Raw genomic sequence first — 26966 nt, 5'->3', positions numbered from 1 at the left:
GTTCTTCGGGATTTAACCCGTCCTGCGCGCCGGCGCCTCGCGCAGAAAATCCTCGATGAACTGCTTCTGCAGCAGGATGCCGTCCCATTCGTCGGGGAAGAAGGGCGAGTCGTAGATCAGCGTGAAGGGGCCGGCATAACCGGCCCGCTCGCACATCTCCAGGCACTTGCGGTAATCCCCGGCATCGAGGCCGGCAACGGTGTAATCGGCCTTGGCATGGCAGATTTCCGCCCGACGCATGATGTCGGCCAGACCTTCATATTTTGCGGGTGCCGCCCAATTGCCGAGGTCGCCGTTGAGGCCGACCTTGCCGTCCAGCCGATCCAGCAGCCAGTTCATCTCCAGAGGCGACGGCAACAGGTCGAACCAGTTCTCGACGACGACGCGCACGCCGCTGCCTTCGGCCTTTTCAGCCAGCCAGTTCAGATGACCGGCAGCACGGCTCAGGTTTTCCTCGGTCGGCTTCTGTTTGCCGGCGATGACGCGCATCCTCTGCGCCCCAAGGGAAGCGGCGATATCGATCCACGGCGCCATCCATCTGACATCGCGTTCTCCAGTCTCGGCATGGCTCGGATCGCCGTCCTCGACCAGCAGCGTCTGGAACAGCACATTCGATGCTCTCATCGCATCGCGCAACTCGCTTATATATCCGGCTTCGAGGCTCGGCAGATGAAAGGAGCAGATTTCCAGCCGGTTGACGCCGCGCGCCGCCAGCGCCGCCGGCGTATCGATCAGCGCTGCCGCGCCCGGGCCATAGGGTTCCTTGGCTGCTGCGCTTTTTTCAGGATCTGGGCTATAGCCATAAACGGCGCCGAGCAGCCGATGCAGCGACCATGTCGAAACCGCGAAGCGTCCGTTTTGCAAGATCTGCACGTGCTTTCCTCCAGGATTTCCTCCTGCCATCAATCGCAATAAAAGCCTGGCGGTTCAATTGCCAATCAGGCGAAATCGCCGCGAACGACCGGCTCGGCGGCGAGTGCGACCCCGAGCAGCGCCTCGTCGCGACGGGCTGTCGCCGAAAGCAACAGACCGACCGGCATGCCTGAAGCACCCGTGCCGCAGGGGATGGAGACGCCGCACCAGTCGAGGAAATTGCCGAGCGCGGTGTTGCGCAGCGTCTTGTTGTTGGTGGCGAAGAAGAGTTCATCGTCCTGTTCCAGCGGCCCGATCGGCGGAGCGACATGGGCGACCGTCGGAAAAGCGATGAGCCGGTCGCCGACAAGGCGCTCGACATCGGCAATCAGGTGGCCTCGTGCCGCAAGGATCGCCAGGTAATCGGCCAGACTCGTCCTGCTTCCCAAGCGGGTGCGCATGACGACGCGGTGATCCATCCTGTCCGCATCCGGTCCCGCGAGCCGTTCCTGATGCAATGCGAAAGCCTCCGCGGTGACCAGCGGGCCATATCTCGTCATCAGATCGAAAATCTCGTCGAAGGCGGGAATGACCGTACGGGCAACATGGGCGCCGGCCCTTTGAAGACGTTCCAAAGCGGCCTCGAACGCAGCGATCACGTCAGGCTCGGCTCCGTCGAAGACGATGTTGTCAGGCACGAGCAATTCCAGCCCCTGCAGCGGACGCTCGACGACATCAGGCGCCGTGCGGCCGCGCATCGCCGCATCGATCCACACCGCATCCCTGACGCTGCGGCAGAGCGGCCCCAGCGAATCCAGGCTCTTGGCCAGCGGATAGACGCCTTCCATCGCATGACGGCCGCGGGACGCCTTGTAGCCGACAATGCCGTTGAAGGCGGCGGGAATGCGCACCGAGCCGCCGGTATCCGTGCCCATGGCGACCGGCACTAGGCCGGCGGCGACGACGACACCGGCGCCGGAGGACGAACCGCCGGGAATGCGCGGCAGATCCGTGCTGCGCGGATTGACCGGCGTGCCGTAATGCGGATTGATGCCGAGGCCGGAAAAGGCGAATTCGCTCATATTGGTGCGGCCGATAGCGACCATGCCCGCCTGCCGGAGGAGGCCGACGACGGCCGCATCGCGCCTGGCCGGCGCATCGGTGACAAGCACGACGGAACCCGCCGTCGTCGCCAGGCCTTCGATATCGAAAAGATCCTTCCAGGCGATCGGAATGCCGTCCAGCAATCCGAGCGATCGGCCTTCGCGCAAACGCTTCGAGGAGGCGCGCGCCTCCTCTATCGCGCGGCGTTCCGTAAGCGTGGTGAAGACCGCCTTGTCGGCATAATCAGCGATGGTTCCGAAGACCACCTCGGCCACGTCGACCGGATCGGCCGCGCCACCTTGAATGAGGACGGAAAGCTGGGCGACCGACATCGCGCCGAAGGATTTGCTCATGAGACGATCCAGAAAGATGATCCTCTGGACTACCTCGGATCATTCCGGCGAGCCAGAGCATCACGATATTTTGCATTCATTGGGACGATTTTTTGAACACTGCGTTTGCAGATCGCCCCTTCAATTGCCGCGATTAAAGACACACATGCTGCACGCATGCGGGAGTCGGTCCGCCATGAGGGTTGAGAGTTTATTCTTGAGAGGCCGGCGCCGCATGTGTTGCAGGAGTAATTTAGATGACAGATTGTGAAACTTTGACCCGGCGCCAGGATATGGTGACCCTTCATGTGAAAGAGGACGAAACCGCCGGACTGGGCGAACGCGACTATGTGGAACATGTCAGCGCCCAGAAACTTTCGGGCTTCGAGCGCATTGTCGTGGTCGCGGCGCTGGCTCTCTTGAGCTTTGTCGGTTTCGCCGCATATTCTTCCACCGAGACGGACCCGGTGACGACATCGGCCATTGCCGCCCCCGCCGGCGACAGCGCGCCGCACCATCAGCCTTACGGCCATTGCCGTGACAGTAGCCCCTATGCCGAAAGGGTGTGCTGAGAGAGCACGCGGCTCGCCCGAGGAAAGCCAGCTTGCCGGGCATGGGAATTCGGCCCAGGCTGCATCATGCAGGAAAGGGACGAACCATGGCCGGTGATATCGATTACAATCTCGACCGCTTCGTCGACGCCCAGAACGGCGTCTACGAAAAGGCGCTTTCGGAACTGAAAGCCGGGCGCAAGACCTCCCACTGGATGTGGTTCATCTTCCCGCAGATATCAGGTCTCGGCACCTCGCCGATGGCGGAAAAATATGCGATCCGTTCGGCCGAGGAAGCCGCCGCCTATCTCGCCGATCCCATTCTCTCAAGCCGGCTGTTGCGTTGCATCGAGGCGATCTTGTCGGTCAAGGACCGATCCGCGCATGCAATCCTGGGCTCGCCCGATGACCTGAAGCTGCGCTCGTCGATGACGCTGTTTGCCGCGATCAGCGATCACGGCTCGCCCTTCCACCGGGTGATCGAGCATTTCTATCAGGGGAAATTCGACGAGCGAACGATGGAGATCCTCAGCGCAGGAGATTAGGGTATGCCCGCCCGGGAACGTGCAGGGCGCCAGGACAAAAACATGCATAAAAACAACACATTAAAGCCGCTGGCTCTAGCGGCCGGGCCTGCTCTCCAATGCGTCGATTTCGTCGGAAATTTCGCTCAGCCGCTGACGCAGATCGCTGTCGGTGCCGTCATCGACCTCTTCCTCGCCGAAACAATAGCGCGCATCGTGAAGCTCCAGCTTGGCTTCAAGCTCGGCGCGTTTGGCATATAGGCGTTTGAGATAGATGTAGTTCATCGCCCGGTCTCCACTTGTCCTCCGGTGATGGAAAAACGGCATGGAAGCGGTAAGGTTCCCAAAAGAACCGAGTCAGGCGAACGAAGCGATCGCCGCGTTGCAGGCCTTGGCGAAATGACCGCAGCAGCTGGCAGCGCCCATGGCCTGGCGGCTGACGCGCGCCCCCTCGAGCAGCAGCGTCAACGTATCGGCAAGAAGGTCCGGCTCGCGGGCATCGGCCGCCGAACAGAGCGCAGCCAGGCGATCACGCTGTTCGGCCTTGTGGCGCTCGATCATTTCATGGGCGGGATGGCCCTCGCCCTTCAGCTCGATGGCGGCATTGGCGAGATCGCAGCCGGCGGGCTCGCCGTTCAGACATCGCGCCCGCATTTCCACCCAGGCGTAAAGCTGTGCGCGCGGATTGCCGGGATAGGCCGTCTCCAGATCGCGCCAGATGGCGCCCGCCTTTTCGGAGGCGCGGCGCAGCGTTTCGCAGACGAGTTCGTCCTTCGAGCCGAAATGCCGATAGAGCGTCATCTTGTTGGTCAGAGCCGCATCAGCGATGGCATCGACGCCGATGCCGCGGATGCCGCGCTCGCGGAAAAGCTCCGATGCTGTGGAGACGATACGTTCCCGCGGCGGGATTCGATCCTCTGAAACAGCTGCGGAGATTTCACTCGAAGTTTCGGTTTTTTTTGCGGACGTAGTCCTTGACATCAATGTGACCGATCGGTAACAAATGTATTGTTACTTACCGGTAACACCACGGAACGCGAAAGTCAATGTCGAGAACACGGCAGCGCAAAGTGGAACACGGGCGACCGCCCACGAAAGGAGGACAACCATGAGAAAGACCAGAGACGACCTGACGATATCCGAAGCCCTTCGCGACCCCCTGATCGCCATGGTGTTGCGCGCCGACGGCGTGAAGCTTGAAGATTTCAAGCAACTCCTGGAGACGGCCGCCGGCAAACGCGAACCGCGCTCGACCTCGGTGGGCAACATCATCGGAGCCATCGCCAGCCGCGCCAATCTGCCGGCAATGCCCTGCTTCGGCTGAACAGCCCGCCTCAAAAATTTCGGGGGATCTCTCCCTGCCCCCGTCAAGGGCTGCCGTCATAAACAGGCGGCGGCCCTTGCCGTTTGATCGCAATGCCTAGAGAGCGCGCGGAGCGTGGCGGCCATCGCCGATACCCCGCGGCATCGAGCCCCAGGCCTTTCATAGACTCCACCACCGCCGGCGACGCCGTGATCGTCACGACGCCCTCCGGCGGCGGCTACTGGGCAGGCCGGACTGAAACGCGTCGCATCAGACATTGATCGACCTGCTTCAGCTCCTTGTTTCACGCATGTCCTTAACCCGGAACCGCCAATCCCAGGCGACTTGCGTCAAAGGATCGGCTTGCCGCCAGTGACCGCAATTGTCGTGCCGGAGACATAGCTCGACAAAGGATCGGCCAGCATCACATAGGCCGTCGCCAGTTCGGCCGGCTGACCCGGCCGTTTCATCGGCACCTGTTTGCCGAAATTGCTGACGGTTTCCTCCGGCAGCGTCGAGGGAATAAGCGGCGTCCAGATCGGCCCCGGTGCCACGGCATTGACGCGGATGCCTTTCTCCGCCAGAAGCTGGGCAAGTCCGGCGGTGAAATTCTGGATCGCGCCCTTGGTCGTCGCATAAGCAAGCAGGGTCGGGTTCGGGCTGTCCGAATTGATCGAGGCGGTGTTGATGATTGAACTGCCGGGCTTCATATGCGGAACGGCCGCCTTGGTCAGGTAGAACATCGCATGGATATTGACCTTGAAGGTCAGTTCCCACTCCTCATCGCTGATCTCGTCGATGCTCTTGAAGCTCGCCTGATGGGCGGCATTGTTGACGAGGATGTCGATCCCGCCGAACTCCTTGACCGCCGTCTCGACGATCTGCCGGCACAGAGCCGGATCCTGGATATCGCCGCTGACCAGCACGGCCTTGCGGCCGGCCTGTTCGACAAGCCGCTTCGTCTCGTCGGCATCCTCATCCTCGTCGAGATAGGAAATTACAATATCGGCGCCTTCCCTGGCATAGGCGATCGCCACTGCCCGGCCGATGCCGCTGTCGCCGCCGGTGATGATCGCCCGCTTGCCTTTCAAGCGGTCGGAGCCGTGGTAGCTTTTTTCGCCATGGTCGGGAACCGGGTCCATTTGCGCGGTAAAACCGGGCATGGGCTGTTTCTGGGATGGGAACGGCGGTGTCGGATAATTCGGCATCATGACCTCCTGGGTTCAGGGTCAAACTCTGGCTGCGGCTTGTTGTTCCAAGCGTGATTGAGATGGCATAATTTCCGATTAAATGACCGGGAATAAACATCGAGGACGCACTATGGCGCGTGTTAATCTGGAGGAAGCTGAGGTCCGTCTCAGCGAATTGCTCGATCGCGTCGAAGCCGGCGAGACTTTCGAGATACTGCGGCATGGCAAGCCGGTAGCGCAACTCGTGCCGATGAAGGCATTGGAAAAACCGATCGATGTCGAACGGCTAAAGACACTGACCGCCTCGATGAGGCCGCCTGCCGAGCCCGTCGATTCCTCCACCTTCATTCGAAGCATGCGCGACGCAGATCGCTACTAATGCTCTCCGTTGGGATATCAGCTCTCGTCGCCATCGGGACGGTTTCGAGTGCCATCCTCCTCGACAGATACCCAAGGGTGGCTGTAAGGGCGAGGCAACACACGCACCACCTGTGAGAGACCGAAATGACAACTGACGGATCAGTGCAGCCTTATGGCTAGGTGCTGACGAGTCTTCTTATGATCAGTGGGCTACGGGGATGGCGGTGGCTGAAAAATAATCCCCGAGCCTCCCCAGGCTTCCACCGCTGTCGTCCGTTCGCACGATCAACCTACAAGATGTTGCGATTTGCCACAGCGACCGCTATGCCATAGTAATGTAACATGATCGCAGTTTTAACGAGGTGCATGGAATTGGACGGAAAGACATCACCCGCAGTTTACTCCGAAGACGAGGGCCATGCCGAGGAAGCCGCCGGTAAGGGTGCGCGCCGCGCGCGCGTCAGCGGCATCGACCGTGCGCTCCAGGTGATCGATCATCTCTACGAGACGGGCTCGCCCGCCGGCGTCTATGCCATCGCCAAGGCGGTGAAGGCGCCGCTGTCGACCGTTTACGTCATCGTCGACGATCTGGTCGAGAAGAACATGCTGACGCGTCAGGCCGATGGTTCGATCTGGCTCGGCGCCCGGCTCTATCATTACGGCCTTGCCTATGCCCGGTCGCTGGATTTCATGAGCATCGCCACCCACGAAATGCACGATCTCTGCCGCCAGGCCGGCGAAACCGTGCAGGTCTGCGGCCGCGACGGCGATTATATGCTGGTGCTGGCCATGGCCGACGGCCCGAGCCACTTCCAGGTGGCGTCGCGCGTCGGCACCCGGGTGCCGCTGAATTGGACGGCGTCGGGCCGCCTGCTCGCCGGCCACCTGCCGCAGGAGGAGCGCATCGAGCTGTTCAAGCGCTGCGCCCGCTCGTCACCGACCGGCCGCGCCGAGATCGATCCGAGCACGCTGTCGGAAGCTGCCGGCAAGGCCTTTGGGGCGCGCCTGTCGATCCAGGCGGGAGAATCCGATTATGCGGTTGCCTGCATCGCCTCGCCGATCTGCGATCGCGACGGCCAATGCGTCGCTACCATTTCCATCGTGCTGCCGGAGCAGAAGGCCTTTTCCGATGAAAACCACTATACCGCGCATGTGCGCAGTTCGGCGGAGCGGATCGAAAAGCTGATGGGCTGGCGCAACCGTTAAGCGCTCACGCCTGGGATCTGACTGTATGATGGCTAAATTGCCGTCATTGATAGCGTCTGGGAGTCTGAAATATGGCCGTTCTGACAGTTCGAAATGTGCCCGATGAAGTGCATCGCGCATTGCGGACGCGCGCAGCGATGAACGGCCGCAGCACCGAAGCGGAGGTTCGTGAAATCCTGAAAAGTGTGGTGGGGCCCCAGCAGCGCATCCGCATGGGGGATGCGCTGGCTGAGCTCGGTCGGCAGTCGGGGCTGGTCAATGATGATTTCGCCGTGCTTGGCCAGCGACAGGCACCGGCGGAGCCATTGAGGTTTGAATGATCGTCCGTGCGCCCCTTTGAGGCCGCCGGACTTGCTGTCGTAAATCCGTGGAACCACCAAACAGCTGACACCTCTCGGGCGGATTGATGATCGAACCAAGCCCGGCGGCGGATCCTACCGGTAGGAATAGCCGTGGCTGTGGCGCACGAGTCTGCGCGCCCGCGGCACGTAACGGCTGGCGGTAAAGGCATCGGCGCCGATCACTGCGTAGCGCGGCTCGAAAAGCTTGCTGAGGACCGAGACATCGCCGTTGGAATCCGTCGCCTCGAGTTCGGAATCGACGAGATCGAAAATGGTGAATTCGGCTCTCGCGCCGACCGACAGCCGGTTCTCCATCGACAGCTTGATGACCGATGCCGGCGCATGGGTGACGGCCTCGACCACCTTGTCGAAGGGCATGCCGACGCTGAGCAGCTTCGACATCGTCGTCGCCAGGTCCCAGACCGGAAAATTCATCGAATGGCCGTGCAGATCGGTCGAGATCGAGAAGGGCAGCAGCCCGCGCGCAATCGCCGCTTCCGCCACCTTGAAGGAGAAGGAAGCGCCGCCATGGCCGATATCGAGGCGGATGCCCTCGGAAGCGCAGCGCTCGGCGAGATTGAAGAGATCCTCGTCCTCCATGATGCTCGAGCCGGCCTTGCCGTTGAAACAATGGGTGACCACGTCGCCGGGACCGAGGATCTCCAGCACTTCGTCATAGAGCGCGGGCGGCTCGCCGACATGCACCATCATCGGCACCTTCAGGATTTTGGCGATCTTCTTGCCGAGCTTGACGGGGGTGACGCCCCAGGAGCCGGTGATGACATGGCTGGCGCGCACCTTGATGCCGACGATGTGCTCGCTGTTTTCGGCATAGACTTCGAGGATGCGGTCGAGATCGATATCTCTTATATCCCTGAGTTCGGCGACGCGATTGCAGGCGACGAGGCCGATCGAGCCGAGATTCAGGAAGGCCTTGATGCGCTCGCGGGCGGGCTCGATGATATATTCGCGGAAGCCATGGAAATTCGCCTCGCCGGCCGAACCGGCATCGACCAGCGTGGTGACGCCGCGCTCGACGCCGCATTCGGAGGGGCGAATGGAAATGTCGGTGCCGCCGTGCCAGATATGCACGTGCAGATCGATCCAGCCCGGCGAGACGAAGGCGCCCTTGCCGTCGATACGCGTCACATCCTCGGAAACGGCAAGCGACGGACCGATCTTGGCGATCCGGCCATCGGCATCGACGAGAATGTCGATCTTCCCCTCGGCTGTGCCAGCCCCGAAAGCCATTGGTCTGATATTGGTGAGAAGAAGCGGCTTGTTCGCCTGGTCGCCCGACACGATCATATCGTTGAATTCCACAGTTATGCTATATAAATCTTTATAATAGAATAAAGCTGGAGAGGGTACTGTCAAGGAAAATGAGGCGGATCCATCGCTCGATAAACGGCAACGGCGCGCTGTGCTATAGCGCGACTGTTGCGGGGCTCCGGCAAATCAGCGTTTATTTTCAATCCCGAAGGATCGAGTAGTCAAGCCGTTCGAGGTGATCCGGATCGGCAATGGCGTCGATCGCAGCGATCCTGCCATTGGCGATCGTCAGCGCCACGACGACGCGGAGCTGGCCGCCGATCTGCACGACGAATCCGAGCTCGCCGTCGACAACGGCGATTTCTGCCGCCTGCGCCCGGCCCTTGAAGGTTCGGGCGATCTCATCTGCGCCACGCATTTCGCCGATCGTGCCGAACCGCGCCGCCGTTGCATCCGGCCGGAAGACGACATCGGGGGCAAGCACGGCAAGCAAGGCGTCCAGATCGCCGTTGCGCGATGCGCTCAGAAAGGCCTCCGCGACCGTCCGCTTGCGGCCGAAATCGACATCAGGCCTCTCATCCGTGCCCTGCACCCGGCGGCGGGCGCGGCTTGCGAGCTGGCGGGCAGCGGCGGACGAGCGGCCGATGATCGGCGCGATCTCGTCGAAGGGCAGATCGAACATGTCGTGCAGCACGAAGGCCACACGCTCGGCCGGCGCCAGCGTCTGCAGCACGACGAGCAGCGCCACGCCGACCGATTCGGCGAAGGCTGCATCCCGCTCCGGATCGTTCGCCGGATCGGCAATCACCGCATGGACCGGCATCTCCAGCGGCTCCTCGCGCCGGGTCTTGCGCGTGCGCAGCATGTCGAGGCAGATCCGCGCCACCACCGTCGTCAGCCAGCCGCCGAGATTGCCGACGTCAGTCGTGTCAGTGCGGCTGAGCCGCAGCCAGGCCTCCTGAACGGCGTCCTCAGCCTCGCTGCGTGAACCGAGCATGCGATAGGCAGCCGCCCGCAGATGCGCCCTGTTCGCCTCGAATTCGTCGGCCAGCCATTTTTTCTCGTCCATCCGTCACATTCCTTCGCTGCGTTCCGTCAAGGCCATGACGAATGAAACCCGGCCGATGTGACAGCGCCGGCGGATCGTCGAAGAGCAACATGCCTCAAGGAGACATACCATGCAGGAAAAATTGGTCATGCAGGAGAGAATGGGAAATCCCGCCCTCGTGCTTCCCGCCGCCATGCAGGCGCTGACAGCCCTTGCCAAGGTGCCGACTGAGACCGGCCTTTCACCGAAACTGCTTGAACTCGTCAATCTGCGCGCCAGCCAGATCAATGGCTGCAGCGTCTGCATCGACGGGCATCCGCGCATCGCCAAGAAGCTCGGCGAAACGGACGAAAGGCTTTTCGCCGTTAGTGCCTGGCGCGACACGCCCTATTTCAGCGATGCCGAGCGGGCAGCCCTTGCGCTGACGGAGGCGGTGACCCGCACCAGCGACCGTTCCGACCCCGTGCCCGACGAGATCTGGGACGAGGCGACCCGGCATTATGACGGCAAGAGCCTCGCGGCCCTCGTCATCGCCATCGCCAATATCAATGTCTGGAACCGGCTGAACATCGCCACCCGGCAGATCGCCGGCGCCTGGAAGCCGTAAACGACGCTTGCCGGCAGCGCATCTTCTGCGCTGCCGGCAATCATTTCTCATTCAGATTTGCCGCTCAGATGATACCGCCGCCGCCGGCAGCGGAGGCCGGACGCTCGGCCGCTATTTTCTTGCGGTAGCCGCTGGCGCGGTAGGCGGCGATCGGGTCGATCGCACCGCCGGCCCTGCGGCGGGCCTCGGCGAGGATCGGCTCGACATCGGCGCGATAGGCGCGCTTCAGCGTTTCCGACGCCATCAGCGCGTCATTGTCCTGCTGGTAGCCGTCGAGCACCTTGCGGTCGACGATCAGCGCCTGTGCATAGGCGCGGCGAATCTCGTTGGCGCTGTTGATCAGGCTTTCGATCGGGTCGGTGACATTGTGCGACTGGTCGATCATGTGAGCCGGATTGAAGTCGTTGACCCCGCGCTGCTCGGCATCGACCAATTCGTTGAAGACCAGGAACAGCCGGTAAGGATCGATCGCGCCGGCGTCGAGATCGTCGTCGCCATATTTCGAATCGTTGAAGTGAAAGCCGCCGAGCTTGCCGAACTGGATCAGACGGGCGACGATCATCTCGATATTGGTGTTCGGCGCATGATGGCCGAGGTCGACCAGGCAGTAAGCCTTGGGCCCGAGCGTCTGGGCGATCAGGTAGTTGGTGCCCCAGTCCTGGACGATCGTCGAATAGAAGGCCGGCTCGTACATCTTGTGCTCGGAAAACAGCTTCCAGTCGTCCGGCAGCGCCTTGTAGATGTCGGCCATCGAGGCGAGGTAACGCTCGAACGCCTTGGTGAAATTGCTCTGGCCGGGGAAGTTCGAGCCGTCGCCGATCCAGACGGTCAGCGCCTTGGAGCCGAGCGCCTGACCAATCGCGATGCATTCGAGATTGTGCTCGACCGCCTGCGCCCGCGTTGCCGCATCGGTATGGCTGAGCGAACCGTATTTGTAGGAATGGGCCTGCCCCGGTCCATCGGAGAAGGTGTTCGAATTCATCGCGTCGAAGCCGAGACCGAGCGCATCGCCCTTTGCCTTCAGCTCCTTGGCATCCGCCTTGTCCCAGGGAATATGCAGCGAGACATTCGGTGTCGCCTGCGTCAGCTGGTTGATGACGGCGCAATCGTCGAGCTTGTCGAAAATGCCGCGCGGCTCGCCCGTGCCGGGGAAGCGGGCAAAACGCGTGCCGCCGGTGCCGACGCCCCAGGAGGGAACGGCGACGAAAAATTCCGCGACCTTGCGGGTGATTGCCTCGATATCCACGCCGCGGCGATCGAGGTTTGCACCCAGCGCCTCGTAATCGGCTTTCAGTGCGGTTGCCCGCTTGTCGTTTTCTGTCGCGACCAGATCCTGCGCGATACTGAACTCGGCCATTTCTACCTCCCGGTTATGCAATTTCTACGATGGGATTGCCGTGGGGCCGCCCCTCATCCGCCTGCCAGCACCTTCTCCCCGTTCAGACGGGGAGAAGGGGTGTGCCGCACCGTCTCCGTCCCACTCCAACATTTCGTTGGGCAAGTCCCCTCTCCCCGTCACGACGGGGAGAGGGTTAGGGTGAGGGGCAGACGCATTCGCCGCCGCTCAAAATTACCGCGTAAAGCTCTGCACGTTGCCGGCATCGACGTTGATGATGTTGCCGGTCGATTTTGCCGAAAGGTCCGAGGCCAGGAAATAGATCGCCTCGGCGATATCTTCCGGAAACACGTTGAGTTTCAGCATCGAACGCTTGCGGTAATGTTCCTCGAGATCATCCACCTCGATCTTCGAGGAGGCGGCGCGCTGCTCGCGCCATTCGCCGCTCCAGATCTTCGAACCGCGCAGCACCGCATCGGGGTTGACGGTGTTGACGCGAATGCCGGCATCCGCACCTTCCAGCGCCAGGCAGCGGGCGAGATGGATTTCGGCGGCCTTTGCCGTGCAATAGGCCGACGCATTCGGCGAAGCGGCGAGACCGTTCTTCGAGGCGACGAAGACGATGTTGCCGCCGAGCGCCTGGCGGCGGAACAGCCGGAAGGCTTCGCGCGAAACCAGGAAATAGCCGGTCGCCAGAATATCGATATTGCGGTTCCAGGTCGAAAGCTCGGTGGCTTCGATCGGCGCCGAGGAGGCAATGCCGGCATTCGAGACGAGGATGTCGACGCCGCCGAATTCGACAGAGGCTTCCGCGAAGGAGGCAATCACCGCATCTTCCTTGGTGACGTCGAGCCGGACGCTGCGCACGGCATCGGCGCCAAACTTCTTGACGAAATCGGCCTCGGTGGCTTCGAGCGCCCCCTGGTCGATATCGGCAAGCACCACACAGGCGCCCTCGCCGACGAGGCGCGCGGCCGTCGCCCGGCCGATGCCGCCGGCGCCGCCGGTGACGAAGGCCACGCGGCCGGCGAGACTCTTCGGCTTCGGCATGCGCTGCAGCTTGGCCTCTTCGAGCAGCCAGTATTCGATATCGAAGGCTTCCTGCTCCGGCAGCCCCTGATATTCCGAAACCGTCGAGGCGCCGCGCATGACATTGATGGCATTGACGTAGAATTCGCTGGCGATGCGTGATGTCGCCTTGTCGCGGGCAAAGGACAGCATGCCGACGCCGGGAACGAGGAAGATGACCGGATTGGCGTCGCGCATGGCGGGCGAATTGGCATGCTTGCAGTCGTTGTAATAGCGGGCGTAATCGGCGCGGTAATCCTCCAGCGCCTTGTCGAGGCCGGCGACGATCGCATCGACATCCGGCTTGGCCGGATCGAAATCGACGATCAGCGGCCGGATCTTGGTGCGCAGGAAATGGTCGGGGCAGCTGGTGCCGAGCGCGCCGAGCGGGCGCAAATCCTTCGAATTGACGAATTCGAGCACGGCGTCCTGATCGTCGAAATGACCGAGCTTGCGCTCCTGCTTGCCGATGCGGCCGCGAATCTCCGGCATCAGCCGGGCGGCAATAGCGCGGCGTTCGGCAACCGGCAGGCTCTGCGTGACCGCGCCGCCGAAAATCGTCTTTCCCTCGGTCTTTTCGGCAAACCAGACGATCGCCTTGTTGATGATCTCAAGCGTCAGCTCGTAGCAGGCCTTGGCGTCATCCGCCCAGGTGAAGAGGCCGTGACTTTCGAGCACGACACCCTTGGCATTCGGGTTCGCCTTGACGAAGGCTTCGAGGTCGAGGCCGAGCTGAAAGCCCGGGCGGCGCCAGGGCAGCCAGCCGATCTCCTCGCCGAAGATCTGCCGAGTCAGCTCTTTCGAGTTCTTCGAGGCGGCAATGGCGATGATCGCGTCGGGATGCATGTGATCGACATGGGTGAACGGCACGAAACCATGCAGCGGCGTGTCGATCGAGGCGGCGCGGCCATTGAGATTAAAGGTGCAGTGCGGCAGGAAGCCGACCATGCGGTCTTCATCCTCGACACCCTTATAAATGCCCTTCAACGATTCCAGCTTGTCCTGGTAGAGGGTGGCGAAACCGTCGAGCTTGATGGTGCCGACGTCGCCGCCCGAGCCCTTGACCCAGAGCACCTTGACCTTGCCGCCATCAAGTGGATCGGTTTCCATCACCTTCGCCGAGGTGTTGCCGCCGCCGTAATTGGTGATGCGCTTGTCGGCGCCGAGCAGATTGGAGCGATAGAGCAGCTTGCCGGGCTCATCGAGGCCCGCCGCATAACCATCATCCCACCGGTTTTCCAGAAGCCGGACGTTCGCCGCCATATCATCCTCCCATATCAGGCTTGTCGGGGGCCGCGATCAGCGCGCCCTTTCGCTCACGGTATCGCGCATCAAAAGTGCGCTTGTCAATCGAAAACGATCAAAATCGATTATGCTGCATCGCAATATGAAAATTTATGATCGTTTGTGATTGACAGTCATTAACGGATGCGAAATAAATATGACAAGAGGAGGAGCCCAATGCACGAACGCGAACGCCATCGCATCATCTTAAGCGCCGTTCAGGAAAAGTCCGTGGTGACGATCCAGGATATTTCCGAGCTGACGGAGGCTTCGGAAGCGACAATCCGACGCGACATTGCGGCTCTTCATGTGCAGGGCAAGATCCGCCGTGTGCGCGGCGGCGCTGAGGCAGTGCACCCGCCGCAGCTCGGCAATCTTGCCGGCCGGCCCTTCCGGGTTTCAGAATCAGTCAACATCGATAAAAAGCGCGCAATTGCACGCGCCGCCGTCGATCTCTGCGAAGCCGGCGACGCCATCATCATCAATGGCGGCACGACGACCTTCCAGATGGTGCACTATATGGCCGGCCACCGCCTGCAGGTGATGACCAATTCTTTCGCGATCGCCGAACATTTGGTCAAGCACTCCAAAAACACGGTGACGGTGCCGGGCGGCGCGATCTATCGCGAGCAGAGCCTGATCCTGTCGCCGTTCGACAATGACGCGATCCGCAATTTTTATGCGCGACGCATGTTCATCGGCGCCCAGGGCGTCGGCCCGCTCGGCATCATGGAGGCGGACGCGCTCATCATCCAGAGCGAGCAGAAACTGATGCACCAGGCCGACGAACTCGTCGTCATGGCCGATTCAAGCAAATTCAATCGCCGATCGAGCCTCATTCTCTGCGGGCTCGACCGCGTTTCTGTGATCATCACCGATGACGGGATTTCGGACGAGGCGGCTCGCATGGTCGAGAATGCCGGCATCCGGCTCGTTGTCGCAAGCCTGGTCGCCCAGGCTGTGAAGGAGGATTCCTCGTCGGTCGCATGAGGCGCCGCCGAGGTGTGGAAGTCTAATCTTTAAGGGAGGAAAGTACATGAAACTCGCAAAGACACTTGCGCTCGGCGTCGCGCTCGCCGTCGCCATGATGGCCGGCACTGCCAGCGCCAAGGACATCAAGATCGGCCTCGTCGTGAAGTCGCTCGGCAACGGCTTCTTCGACGCCGCCAACAAGGGCGCCCAGGAAGCCGCCAAGGAACTCGGCGGCGTTGAGGTGATCTACACCGGTCCGACGTCGACGACGGCGGAAGGCCAGATCGAAGTCATCAACTCGCTGATCGCCCAGGGCGTCGACGCCATCGCCGTTTCGGCCAACGATCCGGACGCGCTCGTTCCGGCGCTGAAGAAGGCTGCCCAGCGCGGCATCAAGGTCATCTCCTGGGATTCCGGCGTCGCACCTGAAGGCCGTATCCTGCAGCTCAACCCGTCGTCCAACGAGCTGATCGGCAAAATGTGCCTGACGCTCGTCAAGGATCATCTCGACGGCGGCAAGGGTGACTTCGCCATCCTGTCGGCAACGACCACCTCGACCAACCAGAACATCTGGATCGACCAGATGAAAAAGCAGCTGAAGGACTTCCCGGGTCTCAACCTCGTCACCACGGTTTACGGCGACGACCTCTCGGACAAGTCCTATCGTGAAGCCGAAGGCCTCTTGAAGTCGAACCCGAACGTCAAGGTCATCGTCGCTCCGACGACGGTCGGCGTTCTCGCCGCTTCCAAGGTGGTCGAAGACAAGGGTCTCGTCGGCAAGGTCTACGTCACCGGTCTCGGCCTGCCGTCCGAAATGGCCGGCGCGATCAAGTCGGGCGCGACGAAGGAATTCGCCATCTGGAACCCGATCGACCTCGGCTACTCCGCAACGCAGATCGCCTATCACCTGGCAAAGGGTGATGCCGATGGCAAGCCGGGCAGCGAAATCGAAGCCGGCCGCATGGGCAAGATCAAGATCGGCGACAACGGCGAAGCCGCCATGGCCGATCCCTTCGTCTACAATGCCTCGAACATCGACCAGTTCTCCAAGGTCTTCTGATCCGGAGCCGACGAATAAGATCCCGGCGGCTTTGCCGCCGGGATTTCCCTTTCGACATTTGGTAGAAATCTGATGAACGCCGCCTTTCAACAAACCGTCACGGACAGCAAAACCGGCGATGCGCCCGCCATTCTGGAAATGCGCGGCATCTCCCAGATCTTTCCGGGCGTGAAGGCGCTCGACAATGTCAGCATCGCGCTCCACCCCGGCACGGTGACGGCGCTGATCGGCGAAAACGGCGCCGGCAAATCGACGCTCGTCAAGATCCTGACCGGCATCTACCGGCCGAATGAAGGCGAGATCCTGGTCGACGGCCAGCCGACGAGTTTTGCCAGCGCCCAGGCCGCGATCGATGCCGGCGTCACTGCCATCCACCAGGAAACGGTGCTTTTCGACGAGCTGACGGTTGCCGAAAACATCTTCCTCGGCCACGCGCCGCGCACCCGCTTTCGTACCATCGACTGGCAGGCGATGAACAGCCGCTCGAAGACGCTGCTGACCGCGCTCGAAAGCAATATCGATCCGACGATCCGGCTCAAGGACCTCTCCATTGCGCAGCGCCATCTGGTGGCGATTGCCCGCGCTCTGTCGATCGAGGCCCGCATCGTTATCATGGACGAGCCGACGGCCGCCCTTTCCCGCAAGGAGATCGACGATCTCTTCCGCATCGTCCGGGGCCTGAAGGAACAGGGTAAGGCGATCCTCTTCATCAGCCACAAGTTCGACGAGGTCTACGAGATCGCCGACGATTTCGTCGTCTTCCGCGACGGCCGCGCCATCGGCCAGGGGCGGCTCAAGGACACGCCGCAGGACGAGATCGTCCGCATGATGGTCGGCCGCGACGTCGAAAACGCCTTTCCGAAGATCGATGTCGCCATTGGCGGCCCGGTGCTGGAGATCCGCAACTACAGCCACCGCACCGAATTCCGCGACATTTCCTTCACCTTGCGCAAGGGCGAGATTCTCGGCATTTACGGGCTGATCGGCGCCGGCCGCTCGGAATTGTCCCAGTCCCTCTTCGGCATCACCCGGCCGCTTTCCGGCACGATGATGCTCGAAGGCCAGGAGATCGCCATCCATTCGCCGCAGGATGCGATCCGCGCCGGCATCGTCTATGTGCCGGAAGAACGCGGCCGCCACGGTCTGGCGCTGCCGATGCCGATCTTCCAGAACATGACGCTGCCCTCGCTCACCCGCACCTCGCGCCGCGGTTTCCTCAGGGCGGCAGAAGAATTCGCGCTCGCCCGCAAATATGCCGAGCGGCTGGATCTGCGCGCCGCCGCGCTTTCCGTGCCGGTCGGCACGCTGTCGGGCGGCAACCAGCAGAAGGTCGTCATCGGCAAATGGCTGGCGACGTCGCCGAAGGTCATCATTCTCGACGAACCCACAAAGGGCATCGACATCGGCTCGAAGGCGGCCGTGCACGGCTTTATCAGCGAACTCGCGGCCGAAGGCCTGTCGATCATCATGGTCTCTTCCGAACTGCCCGAGATCATCGGCATGTCGGACCGGGTTCTGGTGATGAAGGAAGGGCTCGCCGCCGGAATTTTCGAACGCGCCGAACTGTCGCCGGAAGCGCTGGTGCGCGCCGCCACCGGCAATGCATGAGGTAGAAGCATGGCAAGACTGATCAGAAAACGCGAAACCCTGCTCTTCCTCATCATCGTCGTGATGATCGCGATCTTTTCGACGCGGGCAGCCGATTTCGCCACACCGGACAATCTCGCCGGCATCTTCAACGACACCTCGATCCTGATCATCCTGGCGCTGGCGCAGATGACGGTGATCCTGACGAAATCGATCGACCTGTCGGTCGCCGCCAATCTCGCCTTTACCGGCATGGCGATCGCGATGATGAATGCCGCTTATCCCGATCTGCCGCTCATCGTGCTGATCCTGATGGCCATCGTCATCGGCGCCTGTCTCGGCGCGATCAACGGCTTTCTCGTCTGGGCGCTGGAAATCCCGCCGATCGTCGTCACCCTCGGCACGCTCACCATCTATCGCGGCATGGCTTTCGTGCTTTCGGGCGGCGCCTGGGTTAACGCCCATCAGATGACCCCCATCTTCCTGTCGGTGCCGCGCACGCCGTTCCTCGGCCTGCCGGTTCTCGGCTGGGTCGGTATCGTCATCGTGCTGCTGATGTATGTGCTGCTTCGATATACCCAGTTCGGCCGCTCGGCCTATGCGACCGGCGGCAATCCGACCGCGGCCGTCTATGCCGGCATCGATACGGGCTGGACGAAATTTCTGGCCTTCGTTCTCTCGGGCGCGCTCGCCGGCCTGGCAAGCTATCTCTGGGTGTCGCGTTATGCGGTCGCCTATGTCGATATCGCCAACGGCTTCGAACTCGACAGCGTCGCGGCCTGCGTCATCGGCGGTATCTCGATTGCCGGCGGCGTCGGCTCGGTCGCCGGTACCGTGCTCGGCGCGCTTTTCCTCGGCGTTATCAAGAATGCGCTGCCGGTGATCGGCATTTCACCCTTCACCCAGATGGCGATCTCCGGAACCGTCATCATTCTCGCCGTCGCCTTCAATGCCCGGCGTGAGCGCAACCGCGGCCGCATCATCCTGCGTGACCGCGCCGCAGCGGAGGTCGCAGCATGAGCATGACGTCTTCAACACCCGAAAAGCGGGTGATCCCCGACCGCCTCGGCACCCCCTTCCGCCGCATCGCCGCGAGCTGGGAGGTGCTGCTCTTTGCCGTCGCCGTCCTGATCTTCGTCTTCAATTCCCTAGCCTCGCCCTATTTCCTCGATGCCTGGAACCTCTCGGACGCCACCTTCAACTTCACCGAAAAGGCGATGATCGCCTTCGCCATGGCGCTGCTCGTCATCTCCGGGGAGATCGACCTTTCCGTCGCCGCGATCATCGCGCTTGCTTCGACCGCGATGGGAGCGGCAGCGCAGCTCGGCGTCGGCACGCCGGGCCTGGTCGCGATCGGCATCGGCACCGGCCTTGTCTGCGGTACCTTCAACGGCGTTCTGGTCTCGGTGCTGAAACTGCCGTCGATTGTCGTCACCATCGGCACAATGAGCCTTTTCCGCGGCATTTCCTATATCGTGCTCGGTGACCAGGCCTATGGTAAATATCCCGCCGACTTCGCCTATTTCGGCCAGGGCTATGTCTTCTGGGTGTTCTCCTTCGAATTCGTGCTGTTCATCGTGCTGGCGATCCTCTTCGCTATCCTGCTGCATGCGACGAATTTCGGCCGGCAGGTCTATGCGATCGGCAACAACGACTTTGCCGCCCGCTTCTCCGGCATCCCGGTCGAGCGCGTCAAATTCATGCTTTTCCTGCTGACCGGCATCATGAGCGGTATCGCCGCCGTCTGCCTGACCTCGCGTCTCGGCTCGACCCGGCCGTCGATCGCCCAGGGCTGGGAACTCGAGGTCGTCACCATGGTCGTGCTCGGCGGCATCTCGATCCTCGGCGGCTCCGGCACGATCGGCGGCGTCGTCATCGCCGCCTTCGTCATGGGCCTCGTGACCTTCGGCCTCGGCCTGCTGAACGTACCCGGCATCGTCATGTCGATCTTCATCGGCCTACTGCTGATCATCACCATCGCCATTCCGATCATCGCCCGCCGCATCAAGCTCATGAGCTCCCGATGACATCAGAAAAACACGCCTTCAAGATGCAGCTCAATCCCGGCATGGAAGCCGAATACCGCAAGCGGCATGACGAGATCTGGCCTGAGCTGGTCGATCTCCTGCACCAGTCCGGTGCCAGCGACTATTCGATCCACCTCGACCGCGACACCAACACGCTGTTCGGCGTGCTGACGCGGCCGGCCGACCACACGATGGCAAGCCTGCCGGAGCATCCGGTCATGAAGAAATGGTGGGCGCACATGGCCGACATCATGGCCACGAACCCGGACAACTCGCCTGTTCAAAGCGACCTCGTCACCCTCTTCCATATGCCATGACCGCAACCTCCTATCGCCGCATTGCCGTTCTCGACATCGGCAAGACCAATGCCAAGGTCGTCGTGCTCGACAGCGGGAGCGGCGCCGAGATCGCCGTCCTGAAACGGCCGAACGCTACCATCAAGACCGGCCCCTACCCGCATTACGACATCGAGGCGCTGTGGTCCTTCGCGCTCGATGCGCTGAAGACGCTGGCACGGGAACCCGGTTTCGACGCTATTTCGATCACCACCCATGGCGCCGCAGCGGCGCTGCTCGATCGGGACGGTGGGCTCGCCATGCCTGTCATCGACTATGAACACGAATACCCGCAAGAAATCCGCGACGCCTATACGGCCTTGCGCCCCTCCTTCGACGAGACCTTCTCGCCGCGCCTGGCGATGGGCCTCAATGTCGGCGCGCAGCTGCACTACCAAAAGACTGCCTTCTCCGAGGAATTCGCCAAGGTCGCGACCATCCTCACCTATGCGCAATATTGGACGGCGCGGCTGACGGGTGTCGCCGCCAATGAGCTGACCTCGCTCGGCTGCCATACCGACCTCTGGAATCCGAAGACCGGCGACTATTCCTCGCTGGTCGACAGGCTCGGCATCCGCGATCTGATGGCGCCGATCCGCTCCGCCTTCGATGCGCTCGGCCCGGTCCTGCCCGGGATCGCCGCGGAGCTCGCCCTTGCCGCGCCCGTGTCGGTCTATTGCGGCATTCACGATTCCAATGCGTCGCTGCTGCCGCATCTCGTCCATCGGGAGGCCCCTTTCGCCGTTGTCTCCACCGGCACCTGGGTCATCAATTTCGGCGTCGGCGGCGATCTCGATCATCTCGATGCCAAACGCGATGCGCTCGCCAATGTCGATGCCTATGGCCGGGCCGTTCCCTCCTCGCGTTTCATGGGCGGGCGGGAATTCGAAATTCTCTCGGCCGAAATCGGTTCCGTCGATGAAAAAGGCGCCCAGGCGGCGATCGGCCCGGTCGTCGAAAAGGGCATGATGCTGCTGCCCAATATCGCTCCCGGCTCCGGACCTTTCCCCGGAAAGGCCAGCCGCTGGATCGGCGCCGAAGGCGCGAGCCGCGAGGAACGTCATGCCACGGCCTGCCTCTATCTCGCTTTGATGACCGATGCCTGCCTCGGACTGACCGGCGCCAAAGGCCCGGTTATCGTCGAAGGGCCTTTTGCGCTCAACGAGACCTATCTCAGGCTGCTTGCGGCGCTTGTCGGCCGCGAAGTCCTGGCCCTTCCCGGGACAACCGGCACCAGCCAGGGTGCGGCCCTCCTCACCGGCATCCGGCCGGTATCGGGTGCCGAAACGCATGTTCCGCCGAGCGCTATCGCCGGGCTCTCGGCCTATCGCGATCGCTGGTACGCGGCGATGGAATAAGTGCTTTTCCAAATGCGGCCCAAGAACGGTCTTGCTCGCCCCTGCCTTGCGGTTAGTGTGCCCCTCGAAAACCGAGTCGAGGAGACAGCATGACAGAGACATTCGATCCGCGCGGGCTCGCGGCCCGGCTTCACAGCCTGCGCCGGGCCGGCAGGCACGAGGAAACCGGCACTTTCGCACTGCCGGCCGATCTGCATGAGGCGATGGAGACGCAGAATTTCCTTGCCGCCGCGGATGGCATTTCCAGCAGCGCCTGGAAAGTGACGGTCTCGCCTGCGGGCCAGGCAGTCACTGCTCCGCTGCATCCCTATGCCGAAGCCGCCGCCGGCGCGAGCATTCCCTGGTATCCCGGCCTGAAATTCGAGACCGAGATCGCCGTGCGTCTCGGCAAGGATCTGCCGATCCGCGCCGGTGCTGCCTATAGCCGCGCCGATGTGGTCGAGGCGATCTCCGCTGCTTATCTCGGCGCCGAACTGCTGGTCAGCGCCGTCAGGGAAAGCGGCAGCGTCTCCTTTCTGCTATTTACTGCAGACCGCCTCGGCAATAGCGGCTATGTGCTTGGCCCGAATCTCGACACAAGCGCTGTCGACACTGCCGGTGGCACGCCGCTCAAGGTCACCCATGCCGGCCGCACGATCTATGACGGTCCGGCCCAGCATCCGAAGGGTGACGTTCTCACCTGGCTTGTCGATTACGCCAATGACAGCTTACGCCCGGAAACGTCGCTGAAGGCGGGTGCGCTGATCACGACGGGGACGTTGAGCGGCGCGATCGAACTGACCGAGCCCGGCGAGATCGATATCCTGTTCGGGGACAGCCAACTCCGTTTCTCGGTTTCGAAGAGCTGATTTGAAGCCGAGCAGAAAGCGTAAGTTGACAATCCTAGTTTAGTTTTGCAGGGAAAGGGAGGGCTCGCCTTCCCCGTGCGACACCGAACCCGGAGCAGATCATGCCTTCACCTTTCCTTGCCCTGTCGGCAATCGAGCATGCCATCGGACAAAAATCCGTCCTGCACGGCATCGATCTGACGCTCGAGCAGGGCCGCATCTACGGTCTGGTAGGCCCGAACGGCTCCGGCAAAAGCACGCTTTTGAAGATCATCGCCCGCCAGGCCGCGCCGAAGTCCGGCGCCATCGCCTTCAACGGCAAGCCGGCGGGTGATTGGGGTGCCCGGGAATTTGCCCGACACGTCGCCTATATGCCGCAATTCACGCCGGCGACCGATGGGATGACCGTGCGCGAACTGGTGGCGCTCGGCCGTTTTCCCTGGCACGGCACGCTCGGCCGCTTCACGCCTACCGATCGCAACAAGGTCGAGGAGGCGATCGTCCGCACCGAACTCGAGGATTTTGCCGATCGTCTCGTCGCCAACATGTCCGGCGGCGAGCGCCAGCGCGCCTGGATCGCCATGATGCTCGCTCAGGACGCCCGCTGCCTGCTGCTCGACGAACCGACATCGGCGCTCGACCTCGCCCATCAGGCAAGCGTCCTGTCGCTGGTCAAGGAACTCAGCCATGAGCGCGGGCTGACCGTCGTCATCGTGCTGCACGACATCAACCTCGCCGCGCGTTATTGCGATGCGATCGTCGCGCTCAACCGCGGCCGGATCACCGCCGAAGGCACACCCGCCGAGATCATGCGGACCGAGACGCTGCGTTCGATTTTCGGAGTCGGCATGGGCGTCTTTCCCCATCCGGTTCGAAACGAGCCGGTCAGCTATCTCTTATAGGTCTCGGCGTTTACGCCTTTTCGCGGAACATCTCGATGATGGCGGAGAAATCCCGTCCGCCGTTGCCCTGCTTTTCGAAGAGCGCAAAAAGCTGTGCGGCCTCCGCACCCATCGGCGTTGACGCGCCGCTTGCCAGCGCCGCCTCCTGTGAGAGTCTCAAATCCTTCAGCATCAGGGCCGCGGCAAAACCCGGCTTGTAGTCGTTGTTGGCCGGCGAAGTCGGCACCGGCCCGGGCACCGGGCAATAGGTATTGATCGACCAGCACTGGCCGGAGGAAGTCGAGGCGACGTCGAACAGCGCCTGGTGCGAGAGGCCGAGTTTTTCGGCAAGCACGAAGGCCTCGCAGACGCCGACCATCGAGATGCCGAGGATCATGTTGTTGCAGATCTTCGCCGCCTGGCCGGCGCCGGCCTCGCCGCAATGGACGATCTTCTTTCCCATCGCCTCGAGGATCGGCTTAGCCTTGGCGAAGGCCTCATCCGAGCCGCCCGCCATGAAGGTCAGCGTGCCGGCAGCCGCCCCGCCGGTGCCGCCGGAAACGGGCGCGTCGAGCGACAGACAGCTTGCGGCCTTGGCCATCTCATGCGCCTTGCGGCTGCTGTCGACATCGATTGTGGAGCAATCGATAACAAGCGTGCCCTGTGCCGCGGTCTGCAGGATATCGGCCCAGGCCGTCAGCACGTGCCTGCCCTGCGGCAGCATGGTGACGACAATCTCCGCGTCCTTGACCGCCTGGCTGGCATGGCTTGCCGGTTTGACGCCGCTGTCCTCGGCCGCCTTCAGCACGGAGGCCGCGAGATCGAAACCGAGGACCTCGTGACCCGCTTTGACGAGATTGGCCGCCATCGGCCCGCCCATATTGCCAAGCCCGATGAATGCGATCCTTGCCATGGTCTTCTCCTATCGATTGTCTTCGAGGATCATCGCCGCCGCCTTTTCGGCGATCATGATCGTCGGCGAATTGGTGTTGCCCGAGGTGATCGACGGCATCACCGAAGCGTCGGCGATCCTGAGCTTGCCGAGCGCCCTGAGTTTCAGCCGCGGATCGACGACGCTATCCCTGTCGGCGCCCATGCGGCAGGTCCCGACGGGATGGAAGATCGTCGTGCCGATATCGCCCGCCGCCCGTTCCAGATCGGCTTCGGTCTGATAGCTGGGGCCCGGTTTGAATTCCTCCGGCCGGAACCTCGCGAAGGAAGGCTGCGCGACGATCCTGCGCGTCAACCGTATCGAACGGACAGCTATGTCACGATCGCGCTGCGTCGAGAGGTACTTTGGGCTGATCGTCGGCTGCGCGGCGAAATCCGGGCTCGACAGATGCACCGAACCCCGGCTTTCCGGCCTCAGATTGCAGACGCTGGCGGTGATCGCCGGGAAAGGATGGACGGGATCGCCGAACTTCTCCAGCGAGACCGGCTGCACGTGATATTGCAGATCCGGCGTTTCCCGGTCCGGGCCGGAGCGGGTGAAGATGCCGAGCTGGCTCGGCGCCATGGCCATCGGCCCGGAGCGGCGGACGAGATATTCGAGCCCGATCGCCGCCTTGCCGATCAGCTTGGTCGCCTTCTCGTTCAGCGTCGGAACGCCGGTCACCTTGTAGGCGAGCCGCAGCTGCAGATGGTCCTGCAGGTTTTCGCCCACCCCCTTCACTTCGGTGACGACATCGACGCCGGCCTGGCGGAGAACCTCGCCTTTGCCGATGCCGGAGAGTTCCAGAATATGCGGCGAGCCGATCGAACCGGCCGAAAGGATAGTCTCCTTGCCCGCATAGGCGCGTTTCGCCACGCCGCCATGCTGGAACTCGACGCCGGCAACGGCTCCCTCCTCCACCAGCAGCCGACGCACCTGCGCCTTGGTCAGAACGGTCAGGTTGGAACGCTTCATCGCCGGCCGCAGGAAGGCCTTCGAGGTGTTCCAGCGAATGCCGGAACGCTGGTTGACGTCGAAATAGCCGGAACCCTCATTGCTGCCGCGGTTGAAATCCGCGGTCTCCGGAATGCCGGCTTCTCTCGCCGCCTGCTGGAAGGCATCGAGCACGGCCCAGCGCACCCGCGCCCTCTCGATGCGCCATTCGCCGCCGGCGCCGTGCATCTCGTCTTCGCCGCGATAAAAATCCTCGGACTTGCGGAAAAAGGGCAGAACGTCGTCCCAGCCCCAGCCGCTGCAGCCCATCTGCCGCCAGAGATCGTAATCGCGCGCCTGGCCGCGCATGTAGATCATGCCGTTGATCGAGGAGCAGCCGCCGAGCACCTTGCCGCGGGGGTAGCTGAGCGCCCGGCCGTTCAGCCCGGCCTCCGGCGCCGTGGTGAAGCACCAGTCGGTGCGCGGATTGTTGATGCAATAGAGATAACCGACCGGAATATGGATCCAGTGGTAATTGTCGCTGCCGCCGGCTTCCAGCAGCAGCACCCTACTTCTGCCATCGGCCGATAGCCGGTTGGCAAGCACGCAGCCGGCGCTACCCGCCCCGATGATGATATAGTCGTAACGATCCATGTGCCCTGCACGAAACTCCAGATGCCGCTCGTTCAGCGGCGATAGACGAAGCCCAGCTTCCGCCCCACCCGCGAAGCGTAGAATTCGCCGATGATGCCGCGGCGGAAGATCAGCACGCAAACCATGAAGACGATGCCGGTGATGATCGTCACCGGGAACTCCGAGGTGGCGAGGTAGTTTTCCAGCGCCACCACCAGCCCGGCGCCGAAGAGCGGGCCAATCAGCGTACCGATGCCGCCGAGCAGCGTCATCAGGATCACCTCGCCCGACATCTGCCAGGCGACGTCGGTCAGCGTCGCGAACTGGAAGACGATCGATTTGACTGCGCCGGCGAGCCCGGCAAGTGCTGCCGACATGACGAAGGCGCCGAGCTTGTAGCGGGCGACGGAATAACCGAGCGAGACCGCGCGGTTTTCGTTCTCGCGGATCGATTTCAGGATCATGCCGAAAGGCGAATTGATGAAACGCCAGATGATCAAAATGCCGACGAGGAAAACGGCCAGCACGAAATAATACATGTTGGTCGAGCTGTTCAGATCGATGAAGCCGAAGAGATGGCCGCGCGGCACCGACTGGATGCCGTCCTCGCCCTCGGTAAACTCCGCCTGCAGGCAGAAGAAGAAGAACATCTGCGACAGGGCCAGCGTAATCATCGCGAAATAGATACCCTGGCGGCGGATGGCGAAGAAGCCCATGACGAGGCCGAGAAAGGCAGCCCCCGCCACGCCGATCAGAATGCCGAGCTCCGGCGGCAGACCCCATTCCTTCACCGTATAGGCGGTGAAATAGGCCGCGCCGCCGAAGAAGGTGGCATGGCCGAAGGACAAGAGGCCGGTATAGCCGAGCAGCAGGTTGAAGGCGCAGGCAAACAGCGCGAAGCAGAGCAGCTTCATCAGGAAGATCGGGTAGAAGAAGAACGGCGCGAGCAGCAGCAGCAACAGCCCGATGGCCAGGAAGGCAGCCTGCACCGAAAGGGCGGTCCGGCTTTTTTCCGTTCGAATGGTGTCGGTGATGTCAGCCATG

The 26966-nt window shown here is 62.3% G+C and carries 28 protein-coding genes; 16 read left to right on the top strand and 12 right to left on the bottom strand.

The window, feature by feature from the left end; all coding sequences use genetic code 11:
- Positions 1-12 precede the first annotated feature (12 nt).
- Complete coding sequence (locus AMK05_RS28815; RefSeq protein ID WP_064843375.1) at positions 13-873, bottom strand: sugar phosphate isomerase/epimerase family protein; 861 nt, start codon at positions 871-873, stop codon at positions 13-15.
- A gap of 65 nt (positions 874-938) precedes the next feature.
- The gene (locus AMK05_RS28810; RefSeq protein ID WP_064843373.1) at positions 939-2309 is read right to left on the bottom strand and encodes an amidase; all 1371 of its coding nucleotides are present in this window, start codon (positions 2307-2309) and stop codon (positions 939-941) included.
- Positions 2310-2581: 272 nt separating this feature from the next.
- Here AMK05_RS28810 and AMK05_RS28805 point away from each other — a divergent pair, with 272 nt between their 5' ends.
- Both AMK05_RS28805 and AMK05_RS28800 read left to right on the top strand, forming a co-directional pair.
- The gene (locus AMK05_RS28805; protein WP_171899879.1) at positions 2582-2860 is read left to right on the top strand and encodes a hypothetical protein; all 279 of its coding nucleotides are present in this window, start codon (positions 2582-2584) and stop codon (positions 2858-2860) included.
- A gap of 86 nt (positions 2861-2946) precedes the next feature.
- Positions 2947-3384: a DUF1810 domain-containing protein gene (locus AMK05_RS28800; protein ID WP_064843369.1), complete on the top strand. Its 438-nt coding sequence runs from the start codon at positions 2947-2949 to the stop codon at positions 3382-3384.
- 75 nt (positions 3385-3459) lie between these two features.
- Here the strand turns inward: AMK05_RS28800 and AMK05_RS28795 are convergent, their stop codons facing one another.
- Positions 3460-3648 carry a hypothetical protein gene (locus AMK05_RS28795; protein WP_064843367.1) on the bottom strand — a complete coding sequence of 63 codons (189 nt, stop codon included), beginning with the start codon at positions 3646-3648 and terminating at the stop codon, positions 3460-3462.
- 72 nt (positions 3649-3720) lie between these two features.
- A complete protein-coding gene (locus tag AMK05_RS28790) occupies positions 3721-4344 on the bottom strand; it encodes a TetR/AcrR family transcriptional regulator (protein ID WP_064843365.1) in 624 nt (207 codons plus the stop codon).
- Between the two features lie 127 nt (positions 4345-4471).
- Between AMK05_RS28790 and AMK05_RS28785 the strand changes: the two genes are divergently transcribed.
- Positions 4472-4687, top strand: a complete 216-nt coding sequence (locus AMK05_RS28785; RefSeq protein ID WP_049735753.1) for a hypothetical protein — start codon at positions 4472-4474, stop codon at positions 4685-4687.
- A gap of 329 nt (positions 4688-5016) precedes the next feature.
- Here the strand turns inward: AMK05_RS28785 and AMK05_RS28780 are convergent, their stop codons facing one another.
- On the bottom strand, positions 5017-5874 hold the full coding sequence (locus tag AMK05_RS28780; protein WP_064843838.1) for an SDR family oxidoreductase: 858 nt from the start codon (positions 5872-5874) through the stop codon (positions 5017-5019).
- Between the two features lie 112 nt (positions 5875-5986).
- Here AMK05_RS28780 and AMK05_RS28775 point away from each other — a divergent pair, with 112 nt between their 5' ends.
- The 3 genes from AMK05_RS28775 to AMK05_RS28765 all read left to right on the top strand — a co-directional run bounded on the left by AMK05_RS28775 (position 5987) and on the right by AMK05_RS28765 (position 7742).
- The gene (locus AMK05_RS28775) at positions 5987-6235 is read left to right on the top strand and encodes a type II toxin-antitoxin system Phd/YefM family antitoxin (RefSeq protein WP_064843363.1); all 249 of its coding nucleotides are present in this window, start codon (positions 5987-5989) and stop codon (positions 6233-6235) included.
- Positions 6236-6582: 347 nt separating this feature from the next.
- Complete coding sequence (locus AMK05_RS28770; RefSeq protein ID WP_064843361.1) at positions 6583-7422, top strand: IclR family transcriptional regulator; 840 nt, start codon at positions 6583-6585, stop codon at positions 7420-7422.
- Between the two features lie 71 nt (positions 7423-7493).
- On the top strand, positions 7494-7742 hold the full coding sequence (locus tag AMK05_RS28765) for a FitA-like ribbon-helix-helix domain-containing protein (RefSeq protein ID WP_064843359.1): 249 nt from the start codon (positions 7494-7496) through the stop codon (positions 7740-7742).
- Between the two features lie 114 nt (positions 7743-7856).
- Here AMK05_RS28765 and AMK05_RS28760 read toward each other — a convergent pair whose 3' ends face one another.
- Positions 7857-9071 (bottom strand): amidohydrolase/deacetylase family metallohydrolase, encoded by a 1215-nt coding sequence (locus tag AMK05_RS28760; protein WP_064843837.1) that lies wholly within the window; start codon positions 9069-9071, stop codon positions 7857-7859.
- Positions 9072-9234: 163 nt separating this feature from the next.
- Positions 9235-10104: a sigma-70 family RNA polymerase sigma factor gene (locus AMK05_RS28755; protein WP_064843357.1), complete on the bottom strand. Its 870-nt coding sequence runs from the start codon at positions 10102-10104 to the stop codon at positions 9235-9237.
- A gap of 127 nt (positions 10105-10231) precedes the next feature.
- On the opposite strand from AMK05_RS28755, the gene AMK05_RS28750 reads away from it, so the two are divergent.
- Complete coding sequence (locus AMK05_RS28750; RefSeq protein ID WP_064843836.1) at positions 10232-10690, top strand: carboxymuconolactone decarboxylase family protein; 459 nt, start codon at positions 10232-10234, stop codon at positions 10688-10690.
- Between the two features lie 64 nt (positions 10691-10754).
- Here AMK05_RS28750 and rhaI read toward each other — a convergent pair whose 3' ends face one another.
- Together rhaI and AMK05_RS28740 are read right to left on the bottom strand one after the other, a co-directional pair.
- The gene (rhaI, locus tag AMK05_RS28745) at positions 10755-12047 is read right to left on the bottom strand and encodes an L-rhamnose catabolism isomerase (RefSeq protein WP_064843355.1); all 1293 of its coding nucleotides are present in this window, start codon (positions 12045-12047) and stop codon (positions 10755-10757) included.
- 213 nt (positions 12048-12260) lie between these two features.
- Complete coding sequence (locus AMK05_RS28740) at positions 12261-14357, bottom strand: bifunctional rhamnulose-1-phosphate aldolase/short-chain dehydrogenase (protein WP_064843353.1); 2097 nt, start codon at positions 14355-14357, stop codon at positions 12261-12263.
- A gap of 198 nt (positions 14358-14555) precedes the next feature.
- On the opposite strand from AMK05_RS28740, the gene AMK05_RS28735 reads away from it, so the two are divergent.
- The 9 genes from AMK05_RS28735 (at position 14556) to AMK05_RS28695 (ending at position 23446) form a co-directional block, all read left to right on the top strand.
- Positions 14556-15368 (top strand): DeoR/GlpR family DNA-binding transcription regulator, encoded by an 813-nt coding sequence (locus AMK05_RS28735; protein WP_064843351.1) that lies wholly within the window; start codon positions 14556-14558, stop codon positions 15366-15368.
- A 46-nt stretch (positions 15369-15414) separates the two neighbouring features.
- On the top strand, positions 15415-16410 hold the full coding sequence (gene rhaS / locus AMK05_RS28730) for a rhamnose ABC transporter substrate-binding protein (protein WP_064843349.1): 996 nt from the start codon (positions 15415-15417) through the stop codon (positions 16408-16410).
- Between the two features lie 72 nt (positions 16411-16482).
- On the top strand, positions 16483-18018 hold the full coding sequence (locus AMK05_RS28725) for a sugar ABC transporter ATP-binding protein (RefSeq protein WP_064843346.1): 1536 nt from the start codon (positions 16483-16485) through the stop codon (positions 18016-18018).
- 9 nt (positions 18019-18027) lie between these two features.
- Complete coding sequence (locus tag AMK05_RS28720; protein ID WP_064843344.1) at positions 18028-19017, top strand: ABC transporter permease; 990 nt, start codon at positions 18028-18030, stop codon at positions 19015-19017.
- Positions 19014-20024: an ABC transporter permease gene (locus AMK05_RS28715; RefSeq protein ID WP_064843343.1), complete on the top strand. Its 1011-nt coding sequence runs from the start codon at positions 19014-19016 to the stop codon at positions 20022-20024. Before AMK05_RS28720 ends, AMK05_RS28715 begins: the two co-directional genes overlap by 4 nt.
- The gene (rhaM, locus tag AMK05_RS28710; RefSeq protein WP_064843341.1) at positions 20021-20341 is read left to right on the top strand and encodes an L-rhamnose mutarotase; all 321 of its coding nucleotides are present in this window, start codon (positions 20021-20023) and stop codon (positions 20339-20341) included. Before AMK05_RS28715 ends, rhaM begins: the two co-directional genes overlap by 4 nt.
- Positions 20338-21717 (top strand): FGGY-family carbohydrate kinase, encoded by a 1380-nt coding sequence (locus AMK05_RS28705; protein WP_064843339.1) that lies wholly within the window; start codon positions 20338-20340, stop codon positions 21715-21717. The genes rhaM and AMK05_RS28705 overlap by 4 nt, the downstream gene beginning before the upstream one ends.
- 89 nt (positions 21718-21806) lie before the next feature.
- Positions 21807-22565 (top strand): fumarylacetoacetate hydrolase family protein, encoded by a 759-nt coding sequence (locus AMK05_RS28700; protein WP_064843337.1) that lies wholly within the window; start codon positions 21807-21809, stop codon positions 22563-22565.
- Between the two features lie 101 nt (positions 22566-22666).
- Positions 22667-23446: an ABC transporter ATP-binding protein gene (locus AMK05_RS28695; protein WP_064843335.1), complete on the top strand. Its 780-nt coding sequence runs from the start codon at positions 22667-22669 to the stop codon at positions 23444-23446.
- Between the two features lie 10 nt (positions 23447-23456).
- On the opposite strand, the gene mmsB is transcribed toward AMK05_RS28695, so the two are convergent.
- Genes mmsB through AMK05_RS28680 form a run of 3 tightly spaced genes read right to left on the bottom strand, consistent with a single transcriptional unit; the run spans position 23457 to position 26965 of the window.
- A complete protein-coding gene (gene mmsB, locus AMK05_RS28690; RefSeq protein ID WP_064843333.1) occupies positions 23457-24338 on the bottom strand; it encodes a 3-hydroxyisobutyrate dehydrogenase in 882 nt (293 codons plus the stop codon).
- A 9-nt stretch (positions 24339-24347) separates the two neighbouring features.
- Complete coding sequence (locus AMK05_RS28685; RefSeq protein WP_064843331.1) at positions 24348-25943, bottom strand: GMC family oxidoreductase; 1596 nt, start codon at positions 25941-25943, stop codon at positions 24348-24350.
- Positions 25944-25975: 32 nt separating this feature from the next.
- Complete coding sequence (locus AMK05_RS28680) at positions 25976-26965, bottom strand: branched-chain amino acid ABC transporter permease (RefSeq protein WP_064843328.1); 990 nt, start codon at positions 26963-26965, stop codon at positions 25976-25978.
- Position 26966 lies beyond the last annotated feature (1 nt).

Origin of the sequence: Rhizobium sp. N324 (assembly GCF_001664485.1) — a bacterium.
Classification (GTDB): Bacteria; Pseudomonadota; Alphaproteobacteria; order Rhizobiales; family Rhizobiaceae; genus Rhizobium.
The sequence above is the reverse complement of the archived record's forward strand: the minus strand, read 5'-3'. Positions and strand labels throughout refer to the sequence as shown.

Coding starts and splice junctions, on each gene's coding strand:
- AMK05_RS28800 (WP_064843369.1), top strand. CDS start 2,947: ATGGCCGGTGATATCGATTACAATCTCGACCGCTTCGTCGACGCCCAG.
- AMK05_RS28785 (WP_049735753.1), top strand. CDS start 4,472: ATGAGAAAGACCAGAGACGACCTGACGATATCCGAAGCCCTTCGCGAC.
- AMK05_RS28715 (WP_064843343.1), top strand. CDS start 19,014: ATGAGCATGACGTCTTCAACACCCGAAAAGCGGGTGATCCCCGACCGC.
- AMK05_RS28780 (WP_064843838.1), bottom strand. CDS start 5,874: ATGCCGAATTATCCGACACCGCCGTTCCCATCCCAGAAACAGCCCATG.
- AMK05_RS28795 (WP_064843367.1), bottom strand. CDS start 3,648: ATGAACTACATCTATCTCAAACGCCTATATGCCAAACGCGCCGAGCTT.
- rhaM (WP_064843341.1), top strand. CDS start 20,021: ATGACATCAGAAAAACACGCCTTCAAGATGCAGCTCAATCCCGGCATG.
- AMK05_RS28740 (WP_064843353.1), bottom strand. CDS start 14,357: ATGGCGGCGAACGTCCGGCTTCTGGAAAACCGGTGGGATGATGGTTAT.
- AMK05_RS28680 (WP_064843328.1), bottom strand. CDS start 26,965: ATGGCTGACATCACCGACACCATTCGAACGGAAAAAAGCCGGACCGCC.
- AMK05_RS28705 (WP_064843339.1), top strand. CDS start 20,338: ATGACCGCAACCTCCTATCGCCGCATTGCCGTTCTCGACATCGGCAAG.
- AMK05_RS28725 (WP_064843346.1), top strand. CDS start 16,483: ATGAACGCCGCCTTTCAACAAACCGTCACGGACAGCAAAACCGGCGAT.
- AMK05_RS28735 (WP_064843351.1), top strand. CDS start 14,556: ATGCACGAACGCGAACGCCATCGCATCATCTTAAGCGCCGTTCAGGAA.
- AMK05_RS28720 (WP_064843344.1), top strand. CDS start 18,028: ATGGCAAGACTGATCAGAAAACGCGAAACCCTGCTCTTCCTCATCATC.
- AMK05_RS28685 (WP_064843331.1), bottom strand. CDS start 25,943: ATGGATCGTTACGACTATATCATCATCGGGGCGGGTAGCGCCGGCTGC.
- AMK05_RS28755 (WP_064843357.1), bottom strand. CDS start 10,104: ATGGACGAGAAAAAATGGCTGGCCGACGAATTCGAGGCGAACAGGGCG.
- AMK05_RS28765 (WP_064843359.1), top strand. CDS start 7,494: ATGGCCGTTCTGACAGTTCGAAATGTGCCCGATGAAGTGCATCGCGCA.
- AMK05_RS28695 (WP_064843335.1), top strand. CDS start 22,667: ATGCCTTCACCTTTCCTTGCCCTGTCGGCAATCGAGCATGCCATCGGA.
- AMK05_RS28775 (WP_064843363.1), top strand. CDS start 5,987: ATGGCGCGTGTTAATCTGGAGGAAGCTGAGGTCCGTCTCAGCGAATTG.
- mmsB (WP_064843333.1), bottom strand. CDS start 24,338: ATGGCAAGGATCGCATTCATCGGGCTTGGCAATATGGGCGGGCCGATG.
- AMK05_RS28790 (WP_064843365.1), bottom strand. CDS start 4,344: ATGTCAAGGACTACGTCCGCAAAAAAAACCGAAACTTCGAGTGAAATC.
- rhaS (WP_064843349.1), top strand. CDS start 15,415: ATGAAACTCGCAAAGACACTTGCGCTCGGCGTCGCGCTCGCCGTCGCC.
- AMK05_RS28760 (WP_064843837.1), bottom strand. CDS start 9,071: ATGATCGTGTCGGGCGACCAGGCGAACAAGCCGCTTCTTCTCACCAAT.
- AMK05_RS28810 (WP_064843373.1), bottom strand. CDS start 2,309: ATGAGCAAATCCTTCGGCGCGATGTCGGTCGCCCAGCTTTCCGTCCTC.
- AMK05_RS28770 (WP_064843361.1), top strand. CDS start 6,583: ATGGAATTGGACGGAAAGACATCACCCGCAGTTTACTCCGAAGACGAG.
- AMK05_RS28700 (WP_064843337.1), top strand. CDS start 21,807: ATGACAGAGACATTCGATCCGCGCGGGCTCGCGGCCCGGCTTCACAGC.
- rhaI (WP_064843355.1), bottom strand. CDS start 12,047: ATGGCCGAGTTCAGTATCGCGCAGGATCTGGTCGCGACAGAAAACGAC.
- AMK05_RS28805 (WP_171899879.1), top strand. CDS start 2,582: ATGGTGACCCTTCATGTGAAAGAGGACGAAACCGCCGGACTGGGCGAA.
- AMK05_RS28750 (WP_064843836.1), top strand. CDS start 10,232: ATGCAGGAGAGAATGGGAAATCCCGCCCTCGTGCTTCCCGCCGCCATG.